The organism is Rhizobium sp. TRM95796, assembly GCF_025779995.1.
Classification (GTDB): Bacteria; Pseudomonadota; Alphaproteobacteria; order Rhizobiales; family Rhizobiaceae; genus Rhizobium_E.
Window position 1 is genome coordinate 423,137 of sequence record NZ_JAOXHE010000001.1, and the last position, 23,257, is coordinate 446,393.

A 23,257-nucleotide genomic window follows, 5' to 3' on the forward strand; every position below is an offset into this window, starting at 1 on the left:
GAAGAACCCGGCTGCTCGCGCGGCCGGGTTTTTATTTGCCCTTACGACTGGCGCTGATAGCTGAAACGGTCGAAATCCGCCGCCATGGCGCCGCCGGTGATGTCATAGGCGAACATGCCGACGAAAGCGCCGGTGAAGGAGCCGTGTTCGCCGGCGCCGCCCTCGTCGGACACCACGCCAGCGTCGAGAACCGGGCCGATCGCCCTCCAGACGCTTTCGTCCTCCGCTTTCCAGAAAAATTGCAGGGCATTGTCGCGCACGTCGGCGGCTAGGTGGATGCGGCCTGCCGGCAACGCCTCGCCGGAGCCCACCGGGAAAGTGAGCCGTCCGCCGGGATAGTCGCCCGGGCAGGACTGGATGGTGATGCAGCGCCCGAGCGTCTCATGCCAGGTCACCGCCAGCGCATGGAACTTGTAGCGGTTGTAGTAATGGGTTAGGCCCGCGACCTGCTGATATGTTTGCGGATCGAACTCGATGATCGTCTCGGCGCGGAAGCGATGATGCTCCTGCCGGCGCGCCACCAGTGAAAATTCGAACCAGGAGCCGATGCTCTCCCGGCCATAAAGACGGAGATGGCTGGCGCGGGCGGTGAGCGAAAACAGCATGTCCGGCTCCGGCGTCCGCAGCCACTGGAAGTCCCTGGGAAGATCGACGCTGTCGAATTCCGCCTCGACGCGCTCCGGCTCGGGCCGCTGCGTGGCGCCCCCGGGCGCCTCGACCTCGACAGCCGGCGCGAGGCCGCCATGGGCGAGCCTAAGCCAGCCATCCTCGTCCCAGACGCATTTCTGGATCGCCGTCTCGCGGCCCAGTGTGCAGCGCCGCAGCGGCGGCAGCGGCCGTCCGGTCAGATGAACCACATAGGGCTCACCCTCTGGCGTCTCGACATATTGGCCGTGACCGGCGCGCTGAAGGGGCGCGTCGGGCGCATCCTTCGAGGTCAGCAGATATTGGTCGGGATGCAATTCATAAGGGCCCAGCACCTGTTCGGCGCGGGCGAATGCGATGGCGTGCTCATAGCCCGTGCCGCCCTCGGCGGCGGTGATGTAGTAAAAGCCGTTCTTCTTGAAGATATGCGCGCCCTCGACGAGGCCGAGATCGGTGCCGCCAAAGATGTTGTAGGTCGGCCCGATCAGCTTGCCCGCAGCGGCGTCATATTCCTGGCAGAGAATGCCGTCGAAATGACTGTTGCCTCCGATCGTGTTGTGCGCTTCGGGCCGATGGTTCCACAGCATCTGCAGAAACCACTTCCGCCCATCGTCATCATGAAACAGCGAGGGATCGAAGCCCGAGGAATTGACATAGACGGGATCGGACCACGGCCCCTCGATCGACGGCGCGGTGACGATATAGTTATGGGCATCCTTGAACGAGCCGTCGAAGCGCTTCACATCGGTGTAGACGAGCCAGAACAGCCCGTCGGCGTAAGAGAGGCAAGGCGCCCAGACGCCGCAGCTGTCGGGATTGCCGCGCATGTCGAGCTGGCTCTTGCGGTTCAGCGGCCGACAGACGAGCTCCCAATTGGCGAGATCGCGCGAATGGTGGATCTGCACGCCGGGATACCATTCGAAGGTGGATGTGGCGATGTAGTAATCCTCGCCGACCCGGACGATGGAGGGATCCGGATTGAAGCCCGGCAGGATGGGGTTGCGGATCATGATGGTCTCCTCCTCGAAAATTCTCGGTAATATCATCCGCCGGAGGGACGCCCCTCATCCCCCTGCCGGGACCTTCTCCCCGCGCATGCGGGGAGAAGGAGGATGTGGCAAGGACGGCGCTCCATCGCCCTTCTCCCCGCAGGCGCGGGGAGAAGGTGGCGGCAGCCGGATGAGGGGCTGCAACCGGCCGGCCTCAAACCTCTCTTACTTCTTCTTCCGCGCCGGCCCATTGCGCTCGGCGGAGGCCGCCCAGATGTTGATGTCGGCCTCCTTGGCGTAGACGTCGATCTCGGCGAGTTCTTCCGCGGTGAAATCGAGATTGTCGATCGCCTTGACGCAATCCTCCACCTGGCTCGCGCGCGACGCGCCGATCAGCGCCGAGGTCACCCTGCCGCCGCGCAGCACCCAGGCGATCGCCATCTGCGCCAGCGTCTGGCCGCGCTTTTCGGCGATGCGGTTAAGCGCGCGGATGTTCTCGACATTCTTCTCGTTGAGGAAGTCGGGATTGAGCGACTTGTCGAGGCTGGCGCGCGCGCCTTCCGGAATGCCGTTCAGATATTTGGACGTCAGCATGCCCTGCGCCAGCGGCGAGAACACGATCGAGCCCATGCCCAACTCTTCCCAAGCGTCGACCAGACCGTCTTCCTCGATCCAGCGGTTGATCATCGAATAGCTGGGCTGATGGATGATGCAGGGCGTGCCGAGATCCTGAAGGATCTTGTGCGCCTCGCGGGTGCGCTTGGTGTTGTAGGAGGAAATGCCGACATAGAGCGCCCGGCCCGAGCGAACGATATGATCGAGCGCGCCACAGGTTTCCTCGAGCGGCGTCTCCGGATCGAAGCGGTGCGAATAGAAGATGTCGACATAGTCGAGGCCCATCCGCTTCAGGCTCTGGTCGCAGGAGGCGATGACATATTTGCGGCTGCCCCATTCGCCATAGGGACCGGGCCACATCAGATAGCCGGCCTTGGAGGAAATGATCAGCTCGTCGCGATAGCCGGCGAAATCGGTGCGCAGGATCTCGCCGAAGGCTTCCTCGGCGCTGCCCGGAGGCGGGCCGTAATTGTTGGCGAGATCGAAATGGGTGATGCCGAGATCGAAGGCCGTGCGGCAGATCTCCAGCTTGGTCTGATGCTTGGCGTCGTGGCCGAAATTGTGCCACAGGCCGAGCGAAATCGCCGGCAGCTTCAGGCCGCTCTTGCCGACGCGGTTGTATTTCATCTTTTCATAGCGATTGTCTGCGGGGCGCCATGCCATGGGGAATCCTCCATTCTTCTTGTGCGGCGGGACTATGCCCTTCATGGCTTTGCAGAGGCAAGCGGCAATTGGCGAGTTTGCCTCACGTACCTCAAAAGCAGCGTTTCGAACGCTCGGCGTGGAGGTCTCCCCGGCGGACCGGGGAGACGAAAGGCGCACGCCTCAGCGCAGAAGCGCTTTTGCTTCGTCGATGCCGAAGGCGGCCGGCTGGGTGCAGGTGGTGCGGATATCGACCGCCTTGCCCTCTTCCGCGCTTTTGAGGATCGAAGTGAGCACGTCGATCGTGTGCAGAGAACGGTCGAGCGAGCAGCGATAGTCGCCGCCGGTCGCGATGCTCGCCATCATGTCCGACAGGCCGACGCCGCGGTAATTGGCCTGCGTTCCCCAGGCGAATTCGTAGTTCTTGGCGGTCATCGGGTGGTCCCAGACCTCCACGTCCTTCGGCTCGCGGTCGGTGCCCGCCACTTCGACCTTGCCGCCGAAGAAGTTGGGGTCGGGCACGAAGATCGCGCCGTCGGTACCATAGAGCTCCATATTCTGGTGGCGATGCGCCCAGACGTCCCAGCTCGCCATCAACGCAACTTGCGCGCCGGAAGCGAATTCCAGCACGGCATGAATATTGGTGGCGACGATCACCGGCACATTCTCGCCATTGCGCGGACCGTTGGTGATGGTGCGCTCTTCCTTGGCCTTGTTGGCGAGCGCCACGACGCGCTTCACCGGGCCGATCAGGTTGACGAGATTGTTGACGTAATAGGGGCCCATGTCGAGGATGGGGCCGCCGCCCGGCTGGAAGAAGAAGTCCGGGTTCGGATGCCACATTTCCATGCCCGGCCCGAGCACATGGCAGGTGCCGGACATGATCTTGCCGAGCTTGCCGCTGTCGATCAGATTGCGGGCGAACTGGTGGGAGCCGCCGAGATAGGTGTCCGGCGCCGAGCCGACGCGCAGGCCCTTTTCATCGGCGATGCGGCGAAGATCCTCGCCCTGCTCGATTGTGAGCACGAAGGGCTTTTCCGAATAGACATGCTTACCGGCTTCGAGCGCCTTCTTCGACACCGGATAATGCGCTTCCGGAATGGTCAGGTTGACAACCACATCCACATCGGGATTGGCGAGCAGCGCGTCGACATCCTGGGCCAGGACGCCGAACTGCTCGGCCTTGGCCTGGGCTGCGGCCATATGCAGGTCGGCGCAGGCGACGACCTTGAGATTGTTGAACATCGGGATCAGGCGGAAATAGGCTTCGGAAATGTTTCCGCAGCCGATGACGCCAACGCCATATTCCTTGGTCATGGTTTCTCGTCCTCAGAAGGATTGGATGGTCTTGATGGAGCGCGTTGCGCAACGGGTGATGTCGGAGGGATTGTCGTGCTCGACGACGAAATGGCGCGCCTTGGTGGCTTTCAGCGCCGCCCAGATCGCCGGCCAATCGACCGTGCCATGGCCGACATCGGCCCAGCCGCCTTCGTCGGCATTCTCGCCTGCCGGCGCGATGTCCTTGATATGGGCCGAGGTGATGCGGTCCTTATAGGCGTCGATGAATTTCAGGGGATCGGCGCCGCCGCGCACCACCCAGGCGACATCCATTTCCCAGGACAGCGACGGACCGCCTTCGAAAATGCGGTCATGCGGCAGCGAACCGTCGGCGAGCGCCACGAATTCGAAATCGTGATTGTGCCAGCCGAAATCGAAGCCGGCGTCACGGAAGGGCTTTCCGGCCTTTTCGAGACGAGCGCCGAACGCAGTCCAGCCGGCGGCATCCGTGGGCCGATCGTCAGGCATCACATAGGGGCAATAGACGGCGTCCATGCCGAGGGTGCGGGCGATGTCGAGCATGCGGCTCGTCTCGTTTTCGAGCTGGTCGAGCCCGAAATGGCCGGTCGCCATGGTCAGGCCGTTGGCGTCGAGATCCGCCTTCAGCGCCTTGACGGCGTCGCCGTCCATCGGCCCGTAAATGCCGCCGAAACCTTCGACTTCCTTATAGCCGAGCGAACCCAACAGCTTGAAGATGTCCGAGAGCGGCGGAAAATTGCGCGCGCTGTAGAGCTGAAAAGAGACGTTGGTCATGGTGTCCTCCATTGATCGCCCGAGGGCGGGAATTGGGTGGAGATGATTGGATGCAGCCGTGCAACGCCCCTCATCCCCCTGCCGGGACCTTCTCCCCGCGCCTGCGGGGAGAAGGAGATTGTGGCGCGACCTCCGCTCCATCTCCCCTCTCCCCGCAATGCGGGGAGAAGGTGGCGGCAGCCGGATGAGGGGCGAAGCACGCCTTCAAATTCAAATCTTCACTCCACCGCTTGACACGATTCGAGATCCCGCACCACGAAGCGCGGCGTCGCCGACGAATCCTCTGCGGTGAAGGTGATGGTGCTGCTTTCGCCGGAAAGCAAGTCGAAGGCGTTGTCGGAGAAGCGACCGGCGACGTCGGCCTCCAGCATCACGAAGAGCGCCAGCCCGGCCGATGTCAGCGAGATATGCCAGCGCCCCTCGCCCGCCGGTCTGACGTCGTGGATGAGACCCGCCGGCGCGAGATCCAGCGCCTTATAGGTTGTTGCCACATGGTGACCACGACCTTCATTGCCGGCGGAGGTGCGGAAATCCCAGAACAGCAAATGGTCCGCCGGAATCTCCGTCGCCGCGATCGTCTCCAGCGTCATCGCCTTGTCGGGGCGGCAGATTGCTTTGGCAGACCGAAGGGGGTGACGGCCGCCGGCGAGATCGACGGTGTAGAAGTCCGCCGAGATCTCGATATTGTCGGTGAGATCGTTGACCATCCGCATCTCGATCTCGGCGCCATCCGCCGAGGGAATGGCGACCATCGTCACCGGCTCGAAGAAACGCCGCGCCTGGTAATGCATGGCCTTCCAGTTGCCGCCGTAATCGAGGCTCGCCCAGGAGGCCACAGGCCAGGTGTCGTTGAGCTGCCAGATGATCGTGCCCATGCAATGCGGCTTGAGCGAGCGCCAGTAATCCACCGCCGTCTTGATGGCCAGGCCCTGCTGGATCTGGCTGAGATAGACGAAATTGGCGAAGTCCTTGGGGAAGCGGAAATAGCGGAACATCGTGCCCGCGATCCGCTCGTTGCCGCCGGGGTTCTTCTGATGCACCTCCATCACCGGCGAGGCGATGTTGACGTCCTTCTTGTCGGCGAACTGATTGATCAGCAGGTTCGACGTATAGGACTGGAAGCCGAATTCCGAGCAGAAGCGCGGCTTGACCGTGCGGTAGTGGTCAAAGGACTTGTTCTCGTGCCAGACCGACCAGAAATGCATGTCGCCCGCGCCGTCGGCATGCCAGGCGTCGCCGAAATTCAAATAGCCGCAGGACGGGCTCGACGGCCACCAGATCAGGTCGGGCGCAGCCTTCTGCATCGCCGTCTCGATGGTGCGGTTGAGCCGGTCATAGGCGACGAGATAGCGGTCGCGATCCTTGCGCGAGCAGTCGAACCAGGTGAGCGCGCCGACCAGCTCGTTGTCGCCGCACCAGAGGACGATCGAGGCGTGATGCCCCAGCCGCCTGACCTGATAGTCGACTTCATGGGCGACATTGTCGAGAAACGCGGGCGTCGAGGGATAGAGATTGCAGGCGAACATGAAGTCCTGCCACACCATCAGCCCCAGCCGGTCGCAGATGTCGTAGAACCAGTCATGCTCGTAGAATCCGCCGCCCCAGATGCGGATCATGTTCATATTGGCGTCGACGGCGGATTGCAGCAGCGCCTCGGTCTTCTCCGGGCTCATGCGGGAGAACAGCGCATCGGCCGGAATCCAGTTGGCGCCCTTGCAGAACACCTCCTGACCGTTGACGCGGAAAGCGAAGCGGCTGCCCGCTTCGTCAGGATCGGTCAGCAGTTCGACGGTGCGCAAGCCGATCGACTTGACGACCGTCTCCTCGCCGACCGAGACTTTGAGCGTGTAGAGTTCCTGCGCGCCGGAACCCGCCGGCTGCCAGAGCCTCGGCTTTTCCACGACAAAGACATGATGCAGCACGGTTTCGCCCGCGCTGACGCCGCAATCGCGGCTCAAGGACCATCCGTCGAGTTCGAATTGGACAGGCGCGGTTCCCGGATCGCGCGCGTAGAGCGTCACGGCCACGTCGAGCTCGACACTTCCATCCTTCTTGTGCTTCTGGGACACGGTGACGTGCTCGATCCGCGCCGTCTCGATCTTCTTGAGCGCGATCGTGCCGTAGAGGCCCGACGGAGCGAGCGCAATGTTCCAATCCCAGCCGAAATGACATTGCGGCTTGCGCAGCATATTGCCGTAGGGGATCGGGCAATTGGCGCTCCACGGCACTTCGAAGGGCTGCGTGTCATAGACCTTCTTGCCTTCGGCCACAGGCGAATGCAGCGTGATCGCGATCTCGTTCGCGCCCGGCTTCAGCGCCCCGGTCACATCGGGGCGGTAGCGGCGGAAGCAATTGTCGGTGCGGGCGACGACGATGCCGTTGACGCGGATCGTCGCGACCGTGTCGACATAATCGAGATCGAGATACCAGTCGCCCTCGACCACGCCCATCGGCAGGTCGAACCGGCGCGACACGGTCCAATCCTTATGGGCGACCCACTGCACCAGTTCTTCATTCTTGCCGAAATAGGGATCGGGAATGATATCCTGCGCCTGCAGCGCCGAATGGACATCGCCGGGCAGCGCGATGGTCAACCCCTCTGGCTGCCCCTCGGCGGCCAGAGACCAGGAGCCGGAAAGATCGATCAGATGGGTCATGCGTTCATTCCTTTGAAATGGCCGGATAGGGCGAAACCCGCCCCTCATCCCCCTGCCGGGACCTTTTCCCCGTGACCACGGGGAAAAGGAGGTTGGAGCGCCATCCCTGCCCCATCGCCGTACTCCCCGACTGCGGGGAGAAGGTGGCGGCAGCCGGATGAGCGGCGGCTCGGCTGCTGCCCGTCAGATCCTCAACTCGCTCTCCGCATCGAACAGCGATGCGAGCGCCATATTGAAGGACAGCTTCAGATGCGTCCCGGCCGCATAGCGGCGCGAGCCTGCGATGCGGACGGACATGGTGTGGCCGGCGAATTTCAGCCAGAGCAGATTGTCGGCGCCCATCGGTTCCTCAATATCCACGACCGCGTCGAAAGATTGTCCCGCAGAAGCGTCATCGACGCCGATATGTTCCGGACGCAGGCCGAGAACGACCTTCCGGCCAGCCGGCAGAGCCGCCTCGGTTTCGTATCCATCGAGCGGGATGCGAACGCCGTCGACATTGACGACGGGGCCGCCCTCGCCCGCCTCGATCACGCCCTTGAGGAACGTCATCGCCGGGGAACCGATGAAACCGGCTACGAACAGGTTCTTGGGCCGGTTGTAGATGGTCATGGGATCGTCGAGCTGCACGATGATCCCGTCCTTCATGATCGCGATGCGGTCGGCGAGCGTCAGCGCCTCGATCTGGTCATGGGTGACATAGATCATCGTGTTCTTGAGCGCCTGGTGCAGCCGCTTGATCTCCACGCGCAGTTCGGAACGCAGCTTGGCGTCCAGGTTCGACAGGGGCTCGTCGAACAGGAAGACGTCGACGTCGCGCACCAGAGCGCGACCGATGGCGACGCGCTGGCGCTGCCCGCCCGACAACTGCGCCGGCTTGCGATCGAGCAGCGGCTGGATCTGCAGGATTTCGGCGGCGCGGGCGACGCGCTTGTCGATTTCCGCCTGCGCCATGCCCGCGATCTGCAGGCCGAAGGACAGGTTCTTGCGCACCGTCATCTGCGGATAGAGCGCATAGGACTGGAACACCATGCCGATGCCGCGATCCTTGGGCTCGAGCCAGGTGACGTTCTTGCCCTTGATGAAGATCTGCCCGTCGGTGGGCTCGAGCAGACCGGCTATGCAGTTGAGCAAGGTCGACTTGCCGCTGCCGGAGGCGCCGAGCAACACCAGGAACTCGCCGTCTTCGATGTCGATATTGAGGTGATCGAGAACTTTCACCGCGCCGAATGCAAGGGTCAGGTCTTTGACTTCTACGCTTTTCATGAGTTTATCCCTTGACTGCGCCGGCGGCGATGCCGCGCACGAACAGACGCCCGGAGACGAAGTAGACGATCAGCGGCACCGCGCCGGTCAGCAGCGTGGCGGCCATGTTGACATTGTATTCCTTCACGCCCTGCACCGAATTGACGATGTTGTTGAGCTGAACCGTCATCGGGTAATATTCCGGCCGGGTGAAGACGACGCCGAACAGGAAGTCGTTCCAGATGCCGGTGATCTGCAGGATCATGGCGACCACGAAGATCGGCAACGACATCGGCGCCATGATGCGGAAATAGATCTGCCAGAAGCCGGCGCCGTCGATGCGCGCGGCCTTGAACAGTTCCTCCGGCAAGGACGTAAAGTAATTGCGGAAAAGCAGCGTCAGGATCGGCATGCCGAAGATGGTGTGCACGATCACCAGACCCGTCAACGTGCCGTAGACGCCCATTTCCCGGAGCACGATGACGATCGGATAGATCATCACCTGATAGGGAATGAAGGCCCCGACGATCAGGATCGTGAAAAACACTTCCGATCCCTTGAAGCGCCAATTGGCGAGCGCGTAACCGTTGATCGAGGCGATCAGGATCGAGATCACCGTCGACGGCACGGTGATGCGCACCGAGTTCCAGAAGCCGCGCGACAGGCCGTCGCAATTCAGTCCCGTGCAGGCGGTGGCCCAGGCCTTGACCCAGGGTTCGAAGGTGATTTCCACCGGCGGCGAGAAGATGTTGCCGAGCCGGATCTCGGGCATGCCCTTCAGCGACGTGACGAACATCACGTAGAGCGGCAGCAGATAGTAGACGGCGGCGAAGATCAGAAGCCCGTAGAGGATGATGTTGCGGCGCGAGAGCGCGCGTCGGGGCTTGGGCCCGCGCGGTTCTGCGGAGGCGGCGGAGCGAGCGGTGATGGCGGTGTCAGACACGCTTCTTTCCTCCAAATTCGAGATAGGCCCAGGGGATGATGATGATGGCGACGGTGAGCAGCATCATGGTCGATGCGGCGAAGCCCTGGCCGAGATTCTGCGCCTGGAACATGTAGTCGTATACATATTTCGCCGGAACTTCGGAGGCGATGCCGGGACCACCCGACGTCTGGGCGACGACGAGATCGTAGAGGCGGACGATGCCGGACGTGATGATGACCAGCGTGGTGATGAAGACGGGCCGCATCATCGGAATGATGATGAACACATAGGTCTTCCACATCGGAATGCCGTCGACGCGCGCCGCCTTCCAGATGTCTTCGTCGATGCCGCGCAGGCCGGCGAGCATCAGGCACATGATCAGGCCCGTTCCCTGCCAGAGACCCGCGATCAGGATGCCGTAGATGACGATGTCGGGCTCATAGAGCGGATTGAAGGTGAAGGTGTCCCAACCCAGGCTGCGCACGATCGACTGCACCCCGAATTCCGGGTTGAGGATCCACTGCCAGACCAGACCGGTCACGATGAAGGACAGCGCGAAAGGATAGAGGAAAATGGTGCGGAAGGCGTTTTCGAAACGGATCTTCTGATCCATCAACGCCGCCAGCACGAAACCGATCACGAGACTGAAGATCAGCGACAGGACGCCGTAGATCGCGAGGTTTTCGATCGAGATCTGCCAACGCGGAGCATCCCAGAGCCGCTCATACTGGTCGAGTCCCACGAATTTCAGCCGCGGCAGCAGCTTGGAGTTCGTAAAGGAATAGACGACCGTCCAGATCGTGCCGCCCAGAAAAATCACCAGGGCGGTCAGGATCATCGGAATCGAAGCGATCTTGGAATTCAGATTGCGAAACAGTTTGCTGGGTCGACTGGCATGCGCTTGGCCCGTCATCGGAACAACTCTCCTCTGTCAGGATCACGCCGACGGGCGCGCATGAAAGGCGATGCCTTCCGCTGCGACGCCCGGTCGCTTTCCCCGTGATCCGGTTGTCGCGGGCCTGGCGAGAGACTGTCTCCCGCCAGGCCCGCAGGCGACCTTTCGGCTCTTAGTCGGCGTTCGCGATGATATCCGCGAAGCGCTTCTGAGCGTCTTCAGGGGTGATGGAGGGGTTGGCGAAGAATTCGGAGAACAGATCTTCCTTCTGCTTCTGGCTGTCGGCCGAAAGCAGCTGGTCGGTGCCCTCGATGACATTGCCCTTGGCGAGAATGTCGAGACCCTTCTTCATGCAGTCGTTGGCGGCGGACAGGTCCACGTCGCCGCGCACCGGCAGCGAGCCCTTCTTGAGATTGAAGGCGACCTGGGTTGCCGGGGCGAGCAGCGTCGCGGCCAGCACGTCCTGCGCCTTGGACTTCTCTTCATCCTTGAGCACCGGGAAGTAGAAGGCGTCGCCACCGGTCGAGATGATCTCGTTCACGCCGAGGCCCGGAAGGCAGGAATAATCGACGCCGGCCTTCTGGCCAGCCAAGGCGAATTCGCCCTGCGCCCAGTCGCCCATGATCTGACCGCCGGCCTTGCCGGTGATGACCATGTTGGTGGCCTGGTTCCAATCCTGCACATTGGTGCCCTTGGACATGCGACGCGCGTCGTCGGCGGCCTTGAACACCTTGGCGATATCAGGTCCGGCAGCCATTTCGGCGTCCTTGTCCTTGAACACCTTGTAGAAGGTGTCCTTGCCGGCGATGGCGACCATCAGCACGTCGAACGCGCCGGCGGCCTGCCAGGGCTGACCACCCACGGCCAACGGAACGATGCCGGCCTTCTCGAGCGCCGGAGCGGCGGCGACGAACTCGTCCCAATTCTTCGGAACCTCTACGCCGGCGGTCTTGAATGCGGCGTTGGACAGCCACAGCCACTGCCAGGAGTGGATGTTGACCGGGGCGCAGTAGATCTTGCCGTCGATCGTGCAACTGTCGAGAAGGCTCGCCGGCTTGATGACGTCCTTCCACTTTTCCTTGGTGGCGACGTCGGTCAGATCGCGCATCAGACCGGCCTGAACCAGTTCCTCGGCTTGACGACCATGGTTGAACTGGGTCGCGCCCATCGGGTCGCCGCCGGTGATGCGGCTGATCATGATCGGACGGGCGGTGCCGCCCGAACCGGCGATGGCGCCGTCGACCCACTTGTTGCCGGTGGCGTCGAACGCCTTGGCGAGCTCCTGCACGGCGGCGGCTTCACCGCCGGATGTCCACCAATGGGTCACTTCGAGATCCGCTGCGTGAGCGATGCCGAAGGACAGCGAAACGGAAGCCGCCAGGGCCCCTGCGAAAAGGCGAATGTTCATGAGTCTCCTCCCTCACTGAAACGTTGCCGGAAAAACTTATTCGAAAGTCTCCAACCCTGCAACCACCAAGATGCTATTTTTTTCGAGGCTCGATGTAAACCCCTTTCAAACGATTTATCCGGCTTATGCCTACTCTTTAGTAGGCTGTCGAACGGCACGTATTCAAGACATGAAAACTGACTTTAAGTAATTGTATTTATTGTTTTATTACTCATCTTAAAGACACGGCGCGCCCTCGACTTTCTCTGGCGCCCGCGAAAAGAATTTGCCCACCGCTCGCGACTGCAGCAATACCAGGTTGTGCGCCGCCGCAACGAATGTCTCTCGACAAAACAGCTGCAACGTTACAGATTTTTGCGATTGCCGGAGGATGGCGTGGCGCCGGGCGTCAAAGTGGCGTAGGACGCGGGCGGGGCATACAAGGAATGAACGATGAAGGGTGCTCAGCAAGCGAGCAATGGTCCGGCGCCGGGGGAGCGCCCGACTTTGAAGACGATCGCATTCATGACCGGGCTCGGCGTCACGACGGTGTCGCGCGCGTTGAAGGACGCGCCCGACATCAGCCAGGAGACCAAGGAGCGGGTGCGGCTGGTCGCCAGCCAGATCGGTTATTATCCCAATCGCGCCGGCGTGCGCCTGCGCACCGGCAAGACGAATGTCATCAGCCTCATCCTCAATCTCTCCGAAGAGTTGATGGGCCTGACGACCCATATCGTCTACGGCATTTCGGAAATTCTCGCCAACACCAGCTATCATCTGATCGTGACGCCCTATTCGGCCGATCGCGATCCGATGACGCCGGTGCGCTATATCCTCGACACCGGCTCCGCAGACGGCGTGATCCTGTCCTCCACAGAACCCGACGATGCGCGCATTCGGCTGTTGACCGAGAGAAACCTGCCCTTCGTCACGCATGGCCGTACGGATATGGGCATCGCCCATCCCTTCCATGATTTCGACAACGACTCCTATGCCTATGAGGCCGTGCGGCGCCTCACCGCGAACGGGCGAAAGCGCATCGCCATTCTCGAGCCGATGCCGCGCTACACCTATCACCGGCATATGCGCTCAGGTTTTGCTCGGGGGCTTCGCGATTTCGGCGCCGAGGCGGCGCCGTTCTCCGACGTCTATCTCGACAATTCGATGAACCAGATTCACAAGGCGGCTTTAGAGCTGTTTTCCGGCAAGGGCCGTGTCGACGGCTTCATCGCTGGCTCAAGCGCCGGCGCGGTGGCGATCGCTTCGGCGGCGGAAGCGCTCGGCTTGAAGATCGGCGAGGATCTCGACATGGTGTCCAAGCAGCCGGCCGACCTACTGCGCTACATGCATCCCGGCATCATGACGGTGAACGAAGACATCCGGCTCGCGGGCCGAGAACTCGCCAAGGCGGTGCTCGGCCGTATCGAAGGCGTCCCTCCCGAACGGCTGCAATCCATCAGCATGCCGGACGGCAGCCTCGTCTATCCCGGTTGAACCCTGCGGTGACCGCGGATCGCGCTCGGCGGAAAGCCGAAGCGATGGCGGAAGCGGATGGCGAAACGGCTTTGCGATTCGAAGCCGGCCCGGGCGGCGATTTCGGACACCGGCAGCCGTGAACATTGCAGAAGCTGCATCGCATGCGTCATGCGCACATCGGTCAACACCGCCCGCAGGCTGGTCCCTTCTTCCGACAGTCGCCGACGCAGCGTCGCCTCGCTGACGGCCAGATGCGCGCAGATTTCCGCACCCGACCAGACGCCATGCGGTCGGGCGCCGACGAGACGACGTATGCGCGCCGTATAGCTTTCCTGGACCGCAGGCGGAAAACGCCACCCGGCCGAGGCCAGCCAGGCGAGCAGTTCGCCCAGTTTGTGGCGGGCCACGAGGTCCGGAACCTCATCCTCGTCCGTCAATGCCTCCACGGCCTGCTCATAGGCTTTTAAAAGCCCGGGCGGCATGCGTCCGAGGCGCTGCGGGGCGGCAATCGGCAACGCCGCCGCGGGCGGCGGGAAACCCGCGACGACCGACGGGTCAAACACCAGCCAACGCGCCTCGTAATCACCGTCTTCGGCCGCGACATTCTCGAAATCGATCGCCTGCCCGGCGGCGATGGCGACCGCCTCTCCCTCGTCGATCCGGATCGTCGTCCCGGAAGACTGGATGAGCTTGTGGCCCCGCCTGACCATGATGATCAGCGGCAGATCGTTGGTGATCGACGTATATCCGAGCCGACCTGCCTGGGTGATATGGCCGGTAGCGCCGATGCCCGGGCGGGCTGCCAGAAGATGACGCAAGGCCTGCTCCATTGCTCCCACGCCAGAGGGCGCTGGGATCGCAAAATGTCTATCAACGCGCGCCGGTGGCGACAATGCTGACCTCATCCAGCTTGACCATATTCGAGACGAAGCCGATCATAGCCGGCGTGGCGTTTGCGGGCACGCCCAGCTTCGCGGTCTTGAGCGCCTTGACGGTCAGGATGTAGCGATGTTTCGAACCGGGCGGCGGGCAGGCTCCGAGGAAGCCGGAAACACCGGCGTCGTTGCGCGCGGCGAGAGCGCCTTTTGGCAGCTTTGCGGGGTCTGAACCGGCGCCGGCGGGCAGCGAGTCGACGCCAGCGGGGATGTCGGCCACCACCCAGTGCCAGAAGCCCGAACCGGTCGGGGCGTCGGGATCATAGATCGTCACCACGAAGCTCTCTGTTCCCTCAGGCGCGCCCGACCAGCGAATCTCGGGCGAGACATTGCCGCCCGAGCAGCCGAACATATCGGCGAACTGCGCCGGCGCCAGCGCGCCAATCGCCATTTCGGGACTTTCGACGCTCAGGGACCCGGCCGAAGCGGCCGTGGCCGCGCTCAAAAACATCATCAAAAACAGGGGCTTCATCTACATTCCTCTCATGCATTGACAAGAGGAGCGTAGAAAGACGAAGGGCGGACCGATAGGCCCGCCCTCGTCACATTTGGCGCCGAAACGATCAGGCGTTCTGGAAGTCGGCAAGACCCGAGCCCCAGGGACCGTGATGCTTGTCGACACCGTCGAGACGGTCGAAGCCATGCGCGCCGAAGAAATCGCGCTGGGCCTGGATGAGGTTGGCCGTGCCGCGACCGCGGCGATAGCTGTCGAAATAACCGAGCGCCGAAGCCAGCGCCGGAACCGGGAGACCAGACATCACGGCGGCGGATACGACGCGACGCAGCGGTCCGTCGGTGTCCTTGACCATGGTCGCAAAAGCCGGCGTCACGATCAGGTTGGCGGCGTCCGGCATGGCGGTGAAGGCCGAGGTGATTTCGTCGAGGAACTGCGACCGGATGATGCAGCCGGCGCGCCAGATCTTGGCGATAACAGGCATCGGCAGCGACCAGCCGAATTCCTTGGAGGCTTCCGCCATAACGGCGAAGCCCTGCGCATAGGCGCCGATCTTGCCGGCGAGCAACGCCATTTCGAGATCGGCGATGAAGGCGGCCTTGTCTGTCGGATTGATCGCGCCCTGACCCGGCAGGCCGAGGATCTTTTCAGCGGCTTCGCGCTGCGTCTTGAACGACGACAGGCTGCGCGCGGCGACGGCCGCCTCGATGGCGGTGGCCGGCACGCCCATGTTCTGGGCCTCGATCGCCGACCATTTGCCGGTGCCCTTCTGGCCGGCGGCGTCGACGATGAGGTCCACCATCGGCTTGCCGGAAATCGGGTCGTTGGCCTTGAGCACGGCTTCGGAAATTTCGATCAGGTAGGAGTTCAGGCGACCCTCGTTCCACTTGCCGAATATCTCGGAGCATTCGGCGGCCGACATGCCCAAGCCGTCGCGCAGGATGCCGTAGATTTCGGCGATCATCTGCATATCGGCATATTCGATGCCGTTGTGGATGGTCTTGACGAAATGGCCCGCGCCGTTTTCGCCGAGCCAGGCGACGCAAGGGTCGTCCTTGAACTTGGCGGCGATGGAGGTGAGCACCGGCTCGACGCGCTTCCACGACTCTTCCGTGCCGCCGACCATGATCGACGGCCCATGGCGCGCGCCTTCTTCGCCGCCCGACACGCCCATGCCGATGAAGGTCAGGCCCGAATCCTCCAGACCCTCGAAACGGCGGATCGTGTCGCGGAAATTGGCGTTGCCTGCATCGATGATGATGTCGCCCGGCGACAGATAATCGCGCAGGGTGGCGATCAGTTCATCGACCGGATCACCGGCCTTCACCATGATGATGACGGGGCGCGGCGGACGAATCGCTTCCACGAATTCCTCGAGCGACTTGCAGGGAACGAGCTTGCCCTGGAGGTCGCCGGCTTCGGCGTAGAAGGTGTCGGTCTTGTCCGGAGACCGGTTGAAAACCGCGATGCGGTTGCCTTTCTCGGCGATGTTGAGCGCCAGATTGGAGCCCATCACCGCCAGACCGATCAGTCCGATTTCCGCCTTTTCCATGACGATGTTCCTTCCAAAACGATTTAGTTTTGGCCGGACTATACGCGGCTCGCCGCCGCTGACAAGGCTGGGCGGCGGTTTATTCGCCGGGTTTGCCGTCGCCGTCGTCGAGCACCCTCCAGGCGGCGCCGTCGAGGTCGTCATATTGACCAGACTTCAAGGACCAGAGAAAGGCGAACAGTCCCAGCGCGCCCAACCCCAGGGCCACGGGAATCAAATAGATCAGCATATTCATGGCGTAAGCACCGCCTTTCCGATCGGAGCCTTCGTCGCCGGCGCCGCGTCGACCAGGCGCCGGCGACCATTGAGACGAAGCGAATTGGCGACCACGATGATCGACGACGTCGACATGGCGATGGAAGCGACCAGGGGCGTGGCGAGCCCGGCGATCGCCACCGGCACCGCGATGAGGTTATAGCCGACGGCCAGCGCGAAATTCTGGCGGATCAGTCGCCCTGCCCGTCGTGACACGTCGATCGCCAGACACACCGCGTCGAGAGACTCGCGCATGAACACGAAATCGGCGGCCTGCCGGCCGATATCGGCGGCGGTGGACGGCGCGATCGAAACATGCGCCGAGCGCAGCGCGGGCGCGTCATTGATGCCGTCGCCGACCATCAAAACCTTGAAGCCCCGAGCGGAGGCTTCCTCCACGGCGCGGACCTTGCCCTCGGGCGTCAGGCCCGAGCGCCATGCCGGAACTCCAAGACGCTCCGCGAGCGCGGCCGCCACCGGCTCGCGGTCGCCCGAAATGATCGCGCTTGGAATGCGCCGGCGGTGGAGACGCCGGATGGTCTCGGCTGCGCCGGGGCGAACCGCATCCTCGAAATGGAAGGCTGCGAGTTCCCGGCCGTCCAGCGACAGCACGCTCTCGGTGTAAGGCAGGTTCGGATCGACGACCGATGAGGCTCCCAGCGCGAAAGCCCGCGCCCCGAGCCGCCACACGCCGTCCGCTCTCCGTGCTTCCAATCCGCCGCCGGGGATCTCGGTTATGGTCTCGACCGCCATCGCCACAGGCGCAGCGGCCAGGATGGCGCGAGAGACGGGATGCCGCGAATGGGCGGCGAGACCGGCGGCCATCGCCAGTGCTTTCGGCGCGATATCCGCCGCATTGACCAACCGCGGCTTGCCGAGCGTCAGCGTGCCGGTCTTGTCGAACAGCGCATGCGTCGCCTCCGCCAGCCGCTCCATGGCCGAACCATCCTTGACCATGACGCCCTCGCGGAACAGGCGACCGGCGGCGATGACCTGCACCACGGGCACGGCGAGACCGAGCGCGCAGGGGCAGGTGATGATCAGCACGGAAATCGCCACCAGCAGCGCCTGGTGCCAGTCGCCGCCGATCAGCCCCCAGCCGAGGAACGACAGGAAAGCGGTGCAATGAACGACCGGCGAATAGAGCTGGGCGGCGCGATCCGCCAGCCGCCGATAACGCGCTTTGCCGCCCTCCGCCGCTTCCATCAGGCTGACGATCTCCGCCAGGAAGGATTCCTTGGCTTCTGCGGCAGCTTCGACCGTGAGCGCGCCGGTCAGGTTCATCGTGCCGGCGAGCAATTTGTCCCCTGCCCGCGTCGGCTGCGGCGCGCTTTCGCCATTGACGATCGACCAGTCGATATCGCTCTCGCCAGAAAGCACCACGGCGTCGACGGCCAGGCGCTCGCCGGCCGCGACCGACAGGCGGTCGCCGCGTCGGATGTCGGCGACGGGGCGATATTCCGGCTTGCCGTCGGCCCCGATCGCCATCGCGCCCTTCGGCGACAGGCGCGCGAGCCCGATGACGGCAGAGCGCGCCCTGTCGCGCATCAGATGGTCGAGCGTGCGGCCGATCAGCAGAAAAAACAGCAGCGACGCGGTGGCGTCGAACCAGGCGTGATCGCCGTGATGAATGGTTTCCCACAGCGACATGAGGTAGGACAGCGTGATGGCGAGCGCGATCGGCACATCCATATTGGTGCGGCCGCGCCTCAGCGCATTCCAGGCAGAGCGATAGTAAAAGCGGCCGGAATAGACGAGCGCCGGCGCGCAGATCATCGCCGAGATCCAGTGAAACAGGTCGCGAGTCGAGGCTTCCGCCCCAGACCAGACCGACACCGACAACAGCATGATATTGGTGGCCGCGAAGCCGGCCACGGCCAGCGCGCGCAGGTGGTCGCGGCGTTCCGCGTCCGCGCCCGCTTCCAGATCCTGGAACAGATGCGGCCGATAGCCGACGCCGAGGATCGCGCCGATCAGGCGGGAGGGATCGGCTTTGACGCCGCCGGTTTCCTCCTTCCACACCACCGACACGCGTTTGGTCGAGAGGTTCACCCGCGCCCGCTCGACTTCCGGCAGCTTGCGCAAAGCGCCCTCGACCGCCGTGATGCAAGCGCCGCAATGCACCTCGGGCACGCTGAAATCGCTTTGACGCCGACCCTCGCCGAGAGGGCGCGACGACAGCCAGATCTCCTCGGCGGGCGGTAGACCGACATCCGCCGCGATCGCGCCTTCTGTTCCGGGAGCGCAGCAACTCATCTCACTTCTCCGGCTGATAGATGCGGACGGCCTGGTGATAGACGGTCTCGCCGTCGTCGACGGCGGCGAGATCGACGATCCATTGCCCGGGAGCGAGATCGTGCTCTACCGAATATACCCCCGGGGCGACCCGCGGCAACGTCAGGCTGAAATCCTGCTTGTCGCCGACCGGCCGATGAAACAGCGCGGTGATTGCGGCGAGCCGTTCGATTTCGCCGGCCGGCCCCTGCAGCCGATATTCAAGACGGCGGCTCTCGACCTTGAACGCGCCTGAAAAGCCCAGTTCGGCCCAGTGGCGCGCTTCCGCCGCCTTCATATTAAAATCCTGGCTCGCGACATAGGTGTTCTTGGCCAGAATGCCGCTCCAGCTCTTGCTGGCCATATAAGCCATGAACACATTCACCGAAATGATGACGCCGAAAAAGGCGATCATGATCGCCAACATGTGGCGGCCGGTGAAATGCTTTGGTTCAGCCGGATTGTTCATTTGCGTTTCTCCGGAACGATGAAGCTCGCCGTGTATGCATCCGCCTCGCCGGAGGTGCGATACTCGACATGGAAGGTGAAATCACGGGTCTCGGACGGCAGGGCGTCCTTCGGCATGGTCACATAGATCTTCATGGTCTTGACCGTATCTGGCTCGAGCTCGACGCCGATGAAGCGGCCTTGCGACCATGTTTCGCCGGCGAGGCTCATGGTCGCGCCCGGCATGTCGCGCAGCGACAGCATCACCATGCGCGGTTCGGGGACCATGTTCAGGATCTTTACCGTGTAGCCGTTGCGGATCGAACCGTCCGATTCCATCACATATTGCGGGTTGCGGTCATGCAGCACGTCCATCTGCAGCCGGTCCCGCATCATCAGCGCGGTCACCAGGCCGACGCCGATCAGCGACCACAGCACCGTGTAGAGGATGATGCGCGGTCGGAAGATGATCCGCCAGTTGAAGTGGCGAATCTTGTCGTGATAGCGGCCGTCGGGATCGCGCACCCGGGCGGGATCGATCGGCGCGGTGTTTTCGTTGGTGGCGATCGCCATATTGGTCGAATAATCGAACAGGGTGGAATAGCCGATCAGCCCCTTGTCGCGGCCGAGTTTGTCCATCACCCCGTCGCAGGCGTCGATACACAGCGCGCAGGTAATGCATTCGAGCTGCAGGCCGTCCCTGATGTCGATGCCCATGGGACAGACCGCGACGCAGGCGTTGCAATCGACGCAATCGCCGACCGACTGACCGGTGGCGGCCGCCTTCTTGGCGTGGCGCGAACGTGGCTCGCCGCGCCAGTCGTTATAAGTCACGACCAAGGAATTTTCATCCAGCATCGCCGCCTGGATGCGCGGCCACGGGCACATATAGGTGCAGACCTGTTCCCGCATCAGCCCGCCGAACACATAAGTCGTGGCCGTCAGGATGGCGATGGTGAAATAGGCCACCGAAGGCGCATGAAAGAAGATCAGGTCGTGCAGCAGCACGGGCGCGTCGGCGAAATAAAACACCCAGGCGCCGCCGGTCAGCACTCCGATCAGAACCCAGATCGCGTGTTTCACGGTCCGCTTCCAGATCTTGTCGAGGCTCCACGGCGCCGTGTCGAGCTTGATGCGGGCGTTGCGATCGCCCTCGATGGCGCGTTCGACCACCAGGAAGAGGTCGACCCATACGGTCTGAGGACAGGTGTAGCCGCACCAGGCGCGCCCGACCGCGGTCGTGACGAGAAAGAGCCCGAGACCGGCCATCATCAGAAGACCGGCGACGAAATAGAATTCCTGCGGCCAGATCTCGATGAAGAAGAAATAGAAGCGTCGATTGGCGAGATCGATGAGAATCGCCTGATCCGGCGCATAGGGCCCGCGATCCCAACGTATCCACGGCGCGAGGTAGTAGATGCCCAGGGTTACTGCCATCACCATCCACTTGAAGCGTCGAAATGCCCCCTCGGCGCGCTTCGGATGGATCTTCTTGCGTGCGGCGTAGAGCGGCTGGCGGACTTTCGCGGCGTTGACTGGCTGCGCCTCCAGACGCTCGATCGTCGCCTCCTCGGCAGGCAGCTCTTCCGGGCGGACATTCATGACGGAAACCCCTTCTCTTGAGGTTTCCCGTTTTAATCCCCGCCCGCAAAGCCTCCTTGATATAAGTCAAGCCCGGGCAATGTGCCGCACAAGTGATGACGCAGTTGCGGATGCAACGCGGCGTTCAACCGCGCTGTACGCGGATCCCGGTCACGTTGGCCACAGACCCATCCGGCCTAAGATTGTCATAAATCTGAAAATCGGTGGCGAAGTGCTGCTTGATCTTGGAAAGAGTCTCTTGGCTTGCTTCCAGCGCCCTGGCTTCCGAGACATTGGCTTTTGGCAGCTGAATCGGTCTGTCGAGTTTCTTGGACAAGAATTCGACAAGTGCGTCTAGGTCTGTGTAGCGGAACAGCCTGTTGACGCCGACATAGCCGCTATTGTCGAGCGCAACCGAGCAAGGCCCACCCAGCCGGGCATATTCGGGCGCTTGGCTTTTCGGCATCAGAAGAGCGTTGAGATACTCGTCAAAACTGATGTTTCCCGTGTATTTCCCATGTAGCTTGGCGCTGGGATCCGCAAGATCTTCCCGAGTATTATAGCGATACCAACTGCCGAACCAGTCGAGCGGCTCACGCATGACCGACACGACTGTCAACTTCGATCGATCGAATTTCCCGCCAGTCACCCAAGGCGCAATCTTGTTCACGAAGGCCCCATAAGGAAGATGCTTGACGGCCGGGGGAGTTCTTATTGCGGTCGAAGCTTCGGACGAAAGCGCCTCATGCAAAGCGGTTGTCCCGGTCTTCGGTTGGCAGAGAAGCACCAACCTCTTCTTGTGAAAATAAAGCATGACGTTAACTCCGATAGCGGTCTCGCCCGGCCAAGGCGGCGTTGTCCAACGCGATAAAAATAGGGTAAGCGCTATCCCATGAGGTTTTAGGCGTCAATCAACTTCGCAAACTCTTGCTCATCAATGTCAACAGGCGCGAAAATGCAGACAGTGCGCGGACTCGCCAGCGTTCAAACCGCTTGCCAGAGCCGCGCTGCCGTCGACTTGCCGAAGGGTGAGGAAAAGAAGGTTTGGCGGGTTTTCTGCTCTTCGGCAGCGTGCCAGGTCGAAGACGGCATTCGCGCCAACCGAGCCATCACTGTGCAAAGCCAGAATTAAAACTTCACCTCGGCGACAGACGACGTCTTTTCGGAATCTGAATTCGGCTGTACAAGCCCCGGCAGGTCGTGCTTATGAGAATTCGCATCAGGGGCGAGCGGCAGCCATGACTTGCAATCTGCCCCAGGGCTACAGCATGCGCCATACCTTGCCGCTCTCCCTTTCGGCAGTGCTGCAGGGCGTATCCGGGACTACGAAATTAAAGTGACGAGGTAATTATGGCTCTCCCGCAATTTTTATGCATCGGCGCTCAGAAAGCGGCCACTTCATGGCTGTATGTCAATCTGCAGCGGCACCATCAGATCTGGATGCCGCCCGTGAAGGAGTTGCATTACTTCAACCACTTGTTCGTGCCGGAAAACCGTTCCTGGACAAATTACCACATCAGGACGAACACTTCCGCCGCCGTCCGCCACCATGTCAAGAATGGCGACTATGTCGATTTCGGCTATTTGCGCTATCTCTGTGGCTTGATGACCGACCCGTTTACGGACAGCTGGTACCGCAACGCCTATGACCGCCCGAACGCGAAGGGCAAGGTGCTGGGCGACATCACGCCCGAATATTCGACCATCCCCGAGCAGGGCATCGACTATGTCAGAAGCCTGCTGGGCGCGCCGCGCTTGATCTACATCATCCGCGACCCCGTCGCCCGGGCATTGTCCCAGTTGCGCATGGCTCTGGAACGCCAGCCCCGCGAAAACATGCAGGAATCGGACTGGCGCGACATGGTCGAGGATTGGGACGTCAACAATCGCGGCGACTATGCGACCTTCATTCCGCGTTGGCGCAGCCGGTTTGCCGACCAGGATTTTCTGTTCTTGCCCTTTGGAAAAGTCAATCAGGACCCACACGGCGTCATGCGCCAGGTCGAGAGCTTTCTCGGCGTCGACCCGGCCAAGAGCTATGACGGGACGGAAGAGAAAGTCCACAAAACCAAATCGGCGCCGATCCCGAACTTGGTACAGGACATGTTGCGCGACAGATTCAAGGTACAGTATTCGTTCCTGGAGAAAGAATTCGGCAAGGACTTCGTGTCGCAGCTTTAAGCTGCGACACA

Annotated in this window: 19 protein-coding genes; 2 read left to right on the top strand and 17 right to left on the bottom strand. The window is 62.3% G+C overall.

Annotation, left to right across the window (positions count from 1 at the left end; all coding sequences use genetic code 11):
* Positions 1–41: 41 nt before the first annotated feature.
* The 9 genes from OCK01_RS02085 to OCK01_RS02125 all read right to left on the bottom strand — a co-directional run bounded on the left by OCK01_RS02085 (position 42) and on the right by OCK01_RS02125 (position 12,112).
* Positions 42–1,655, bottom strand: a complete 1,614-nt coding sequence (locus OCK01_RS02085) for a glycoside hydrolase family 43 protein (protein WP_263822478.1) — start codon at positions 1,653–1,655, stop codon at positions 42–44.
* A 204-nt stretch (positions 1,656–1,859) separates the two neighbouring features.
* Positions 1,860–2,912, bottom strand: coding sequence for an L-glyceraldehyde 3-phosphate reductase (gene mgrA / locus OCK01_RS02090; protein ID WP_263822479.1), 1,053 nt, complete (start codon positions 2,910–2,912; stop codon positions 1,860–1,862).
* Positions 2,913–3,074: 162 nt separating this feature from the next.
* On the bottom strand, positions 3,075–4,208 hold the full coding sequence (locus OCK01_RS02095; RefSeq protein WP_263822480.1) for a Gfo/Idh/MocA family protein: 1,134 nt from the start codon (positions 4,206–4,208) through the stop codon (positions 3,075–3,077).
* A gap of 12 nt (positions 4,209–4,220) precedes the next feature.
* Positions 4,221–4,982: a sugar phosphate isomerase/epimerase family protein gene (locus OCK01_RS02100; RefSeq protein WP_263822481.1), complete on the bottom strand. Its 762-nt coding sequence runs from the start codon at positions 4,980–4,982 to the stop codon at positions 4,221–4,223.
* A gap of 218 nt (positions 4,983–5,200) precedes the next feature.
* Positions 5,201–7,639: a beta-mannosidase gene (locus tag OCK01_RS02105; protein ID WP_263822482.1), complete on the bottom strand. Its 2,439-nt coding sequence runs from the start codon at positions 7,637–7,639 to the stop codon at positions 5,201–5,203.
* A 183-nt stretch (positions 7,640–7,822) separates the two neighbouring features.
* Positions 7,823–8,905: an ABC transporter ATP-binding protein gene (locus OCK01_RS02110; protein WP_263822483.1), complete on the bottom strand. Its 1,083-nt coding sequence runs from the start codon at positions 8,903–8,905 to the stop codon at positions 7,823–7,825.
* Between the two features lie 4 nt (positions 8,906–8,909).
* Positions 8,910–9,827, bottom strand: a complete 918-nt coding sequence (locus OCK01_RS02115; RefSeq protein ID WP_263822484.1) for a carbohydrate ABC transporter permease — start codon at positions 9,825–9,827, stop codon at positions 8,910–8,912.
* On the bottom strand, positions 9,820–10,722 hold the full coding sequence (locus tag OCK01_RS02120) for a carbohydrate ABC transporter permease (RefSeq protein WP_182829189.1): 903 nt from the start codon (positions 10,720–10,722) through the stop codon (positions 9,820–9,822). Before OCK01_RS02120 ends, OCK01_RS02115 begins: the two co-directional genes overlap by 8 nt.
* A 154-nt stretch (positions 10,723–10,876) precedes the next feature.
* On the bottom strand, positions 10,877–12,112 hold the full coding sequence (locus tag OCK01_RS02125) for an ABC transporter substrate-binding protein (protein WP_263822485.1): 1,236 nt from the start codon (positions 12,110–12,112) through the stop codon (positions 10,877–10,879).
* A gap of 432 nt (positions 12,113–12,544) precedes the next feature.
* Between OCK01_RS02125 and OCK01_RS02130 the strand changes: the two genes are divergently transcribed.
* Complete coding sequence (locus OCK01_RS02130) at positions 12,545–13,585, top strand: LacI family transcriptional regulator (RefSeq protein ID WP_263822486.1); 1,041 nt, start codon at positions 12,545–12,547, stop codon at positions 13,583–13,585.
* On the opposite strand, the gene OCK01_RS02135 is transcribed toward OCK01_RS02130, so the two are convergent.
* The 8 genes from OCK01_RS02135 to OCK01_RS02170 all read right to left on the bottom strand — a co-directional run bounded on the left by OCK01_RS02135 (position 13,573) and on the right by OCK01_RS02170 (position 21,879).
* Complete coding sequence (locus OCK01_RS02135) at positions 13,573–14,385, bottom strand: helix-turn-helix transcriptional regulator (protein ID WP_263822487.1); 813 nt, start codon at positions 14,383–14,385, stop codon at positions 13,573–13,575. The genes OCK01_RS02130 and OCK01_RS02135 overlap by 13 nt on opposite strands.
* A gap of 52 nt (positions 14,386–14,437) precedes the next feature.
* Positions 14,438–14,974: a YbhB/YbcL family Raf kinase inhibitor-like protein gene (locus OCK01_RS02140; RefSeq protein WP_263822488.1), complete on the bottom strand. Its 537-nt coding sequence runs from the start codon at positions 14,972–14,974 to the stop codon at positions 14,438–14,440.
* 91 nt (positions 14,975–15,065) lie between these two features.
* Positions 15,066–16,508, bottom strand: coding sequence for an NADP-dependent phosphogluconate dehydrogenase (gndA, locus tag OCK01_RS02145; RefSeq protein WP_263822489.1), 1,443 nt, complete (start codon positions 16,506–16,508; stop codon positions 15,066–15,068).
* Positions 16,509–16,587: 79 nt separating this feature from the next.
* Positions 16,588–16,743 (bottom strand): cbb3-type cytochrome oxidase assembly protein CcoS, encoded by a 156-nt coding sequence (gene ccoS / locus OCK01_RS02150; RefSeq protein ID WP_137157384.1) that lies wholly within the window; start codon positions 16,741–16,743, stop codon positions 16,588–16,590.
* Positions 16,740–19,019 (bottom strand): cation-translocating P-type ATPase, encoded by a 2,280-nt coding sequence (locus OCK01_RS02155; protein WP_263822490.1) that lies wholly within the window; start codon positions 19,017–19,019, stop codon positions 16,740–16,742. Before OCK01_RS02155 ends, ccoS begins: the two co-directional genes overlap by 4 nt.
* 1 nt (position 19,020) lies before the next feature.
* Complete coding sequence (locus OCK01_RS02160) at positions 19,021–19,506, bottom strand: FixH family protein (RefSeq protein ID WP_263822491.1); 486 nt, start codon at positions 19,504–19,506, stop codon at positions 19,021–19,023.
* Positions 19,503–21,086, bottom strand: a complete 1,584-nt coding sequence (gene ccoG, locus OCK01_RS02165; RefSeq protein WP_263822492.1) for a cytochrome c oxidase accessory protein CcoG — start codon at positions 21,084–21,086, stop codon at positions 19,503–19,505. The genes OCK01_RS02160 and ccoG overlap by 4 nt, the downstream gene beginning before the upstream one ends.
* Positions 21,087–21,210: 124 nt before the next feature.
* Complete coding sequence (locus OCK01_RS02170; RefSeq protein ID WP_263822493.1) at positions 21,211–21,879, bottom strand: hypothetical protein; 669 nt, start codon at positions 21,877–21,879, stop codon at positions 21,211–21,213.
* Between the two features lie 536 nt (positions 21,880–22,415).
* Between OCK01_RS02170 and OCK01_RS02175 the strand changes: the two genes are divergently transcribed.
* Positions 22,416–23,246 (top strand): sulfotransferase, encoded by an 831-nt coding sequence (locus OCK01_RS02175; RefSeq protein ID WP_263822494.1) that lies wholly within the window; start codon positions 22,416–22,418, stop codon positions 23,244–23,246.
* Positions 23,247–23,257 lie beyond the last annotated feature (11 nt).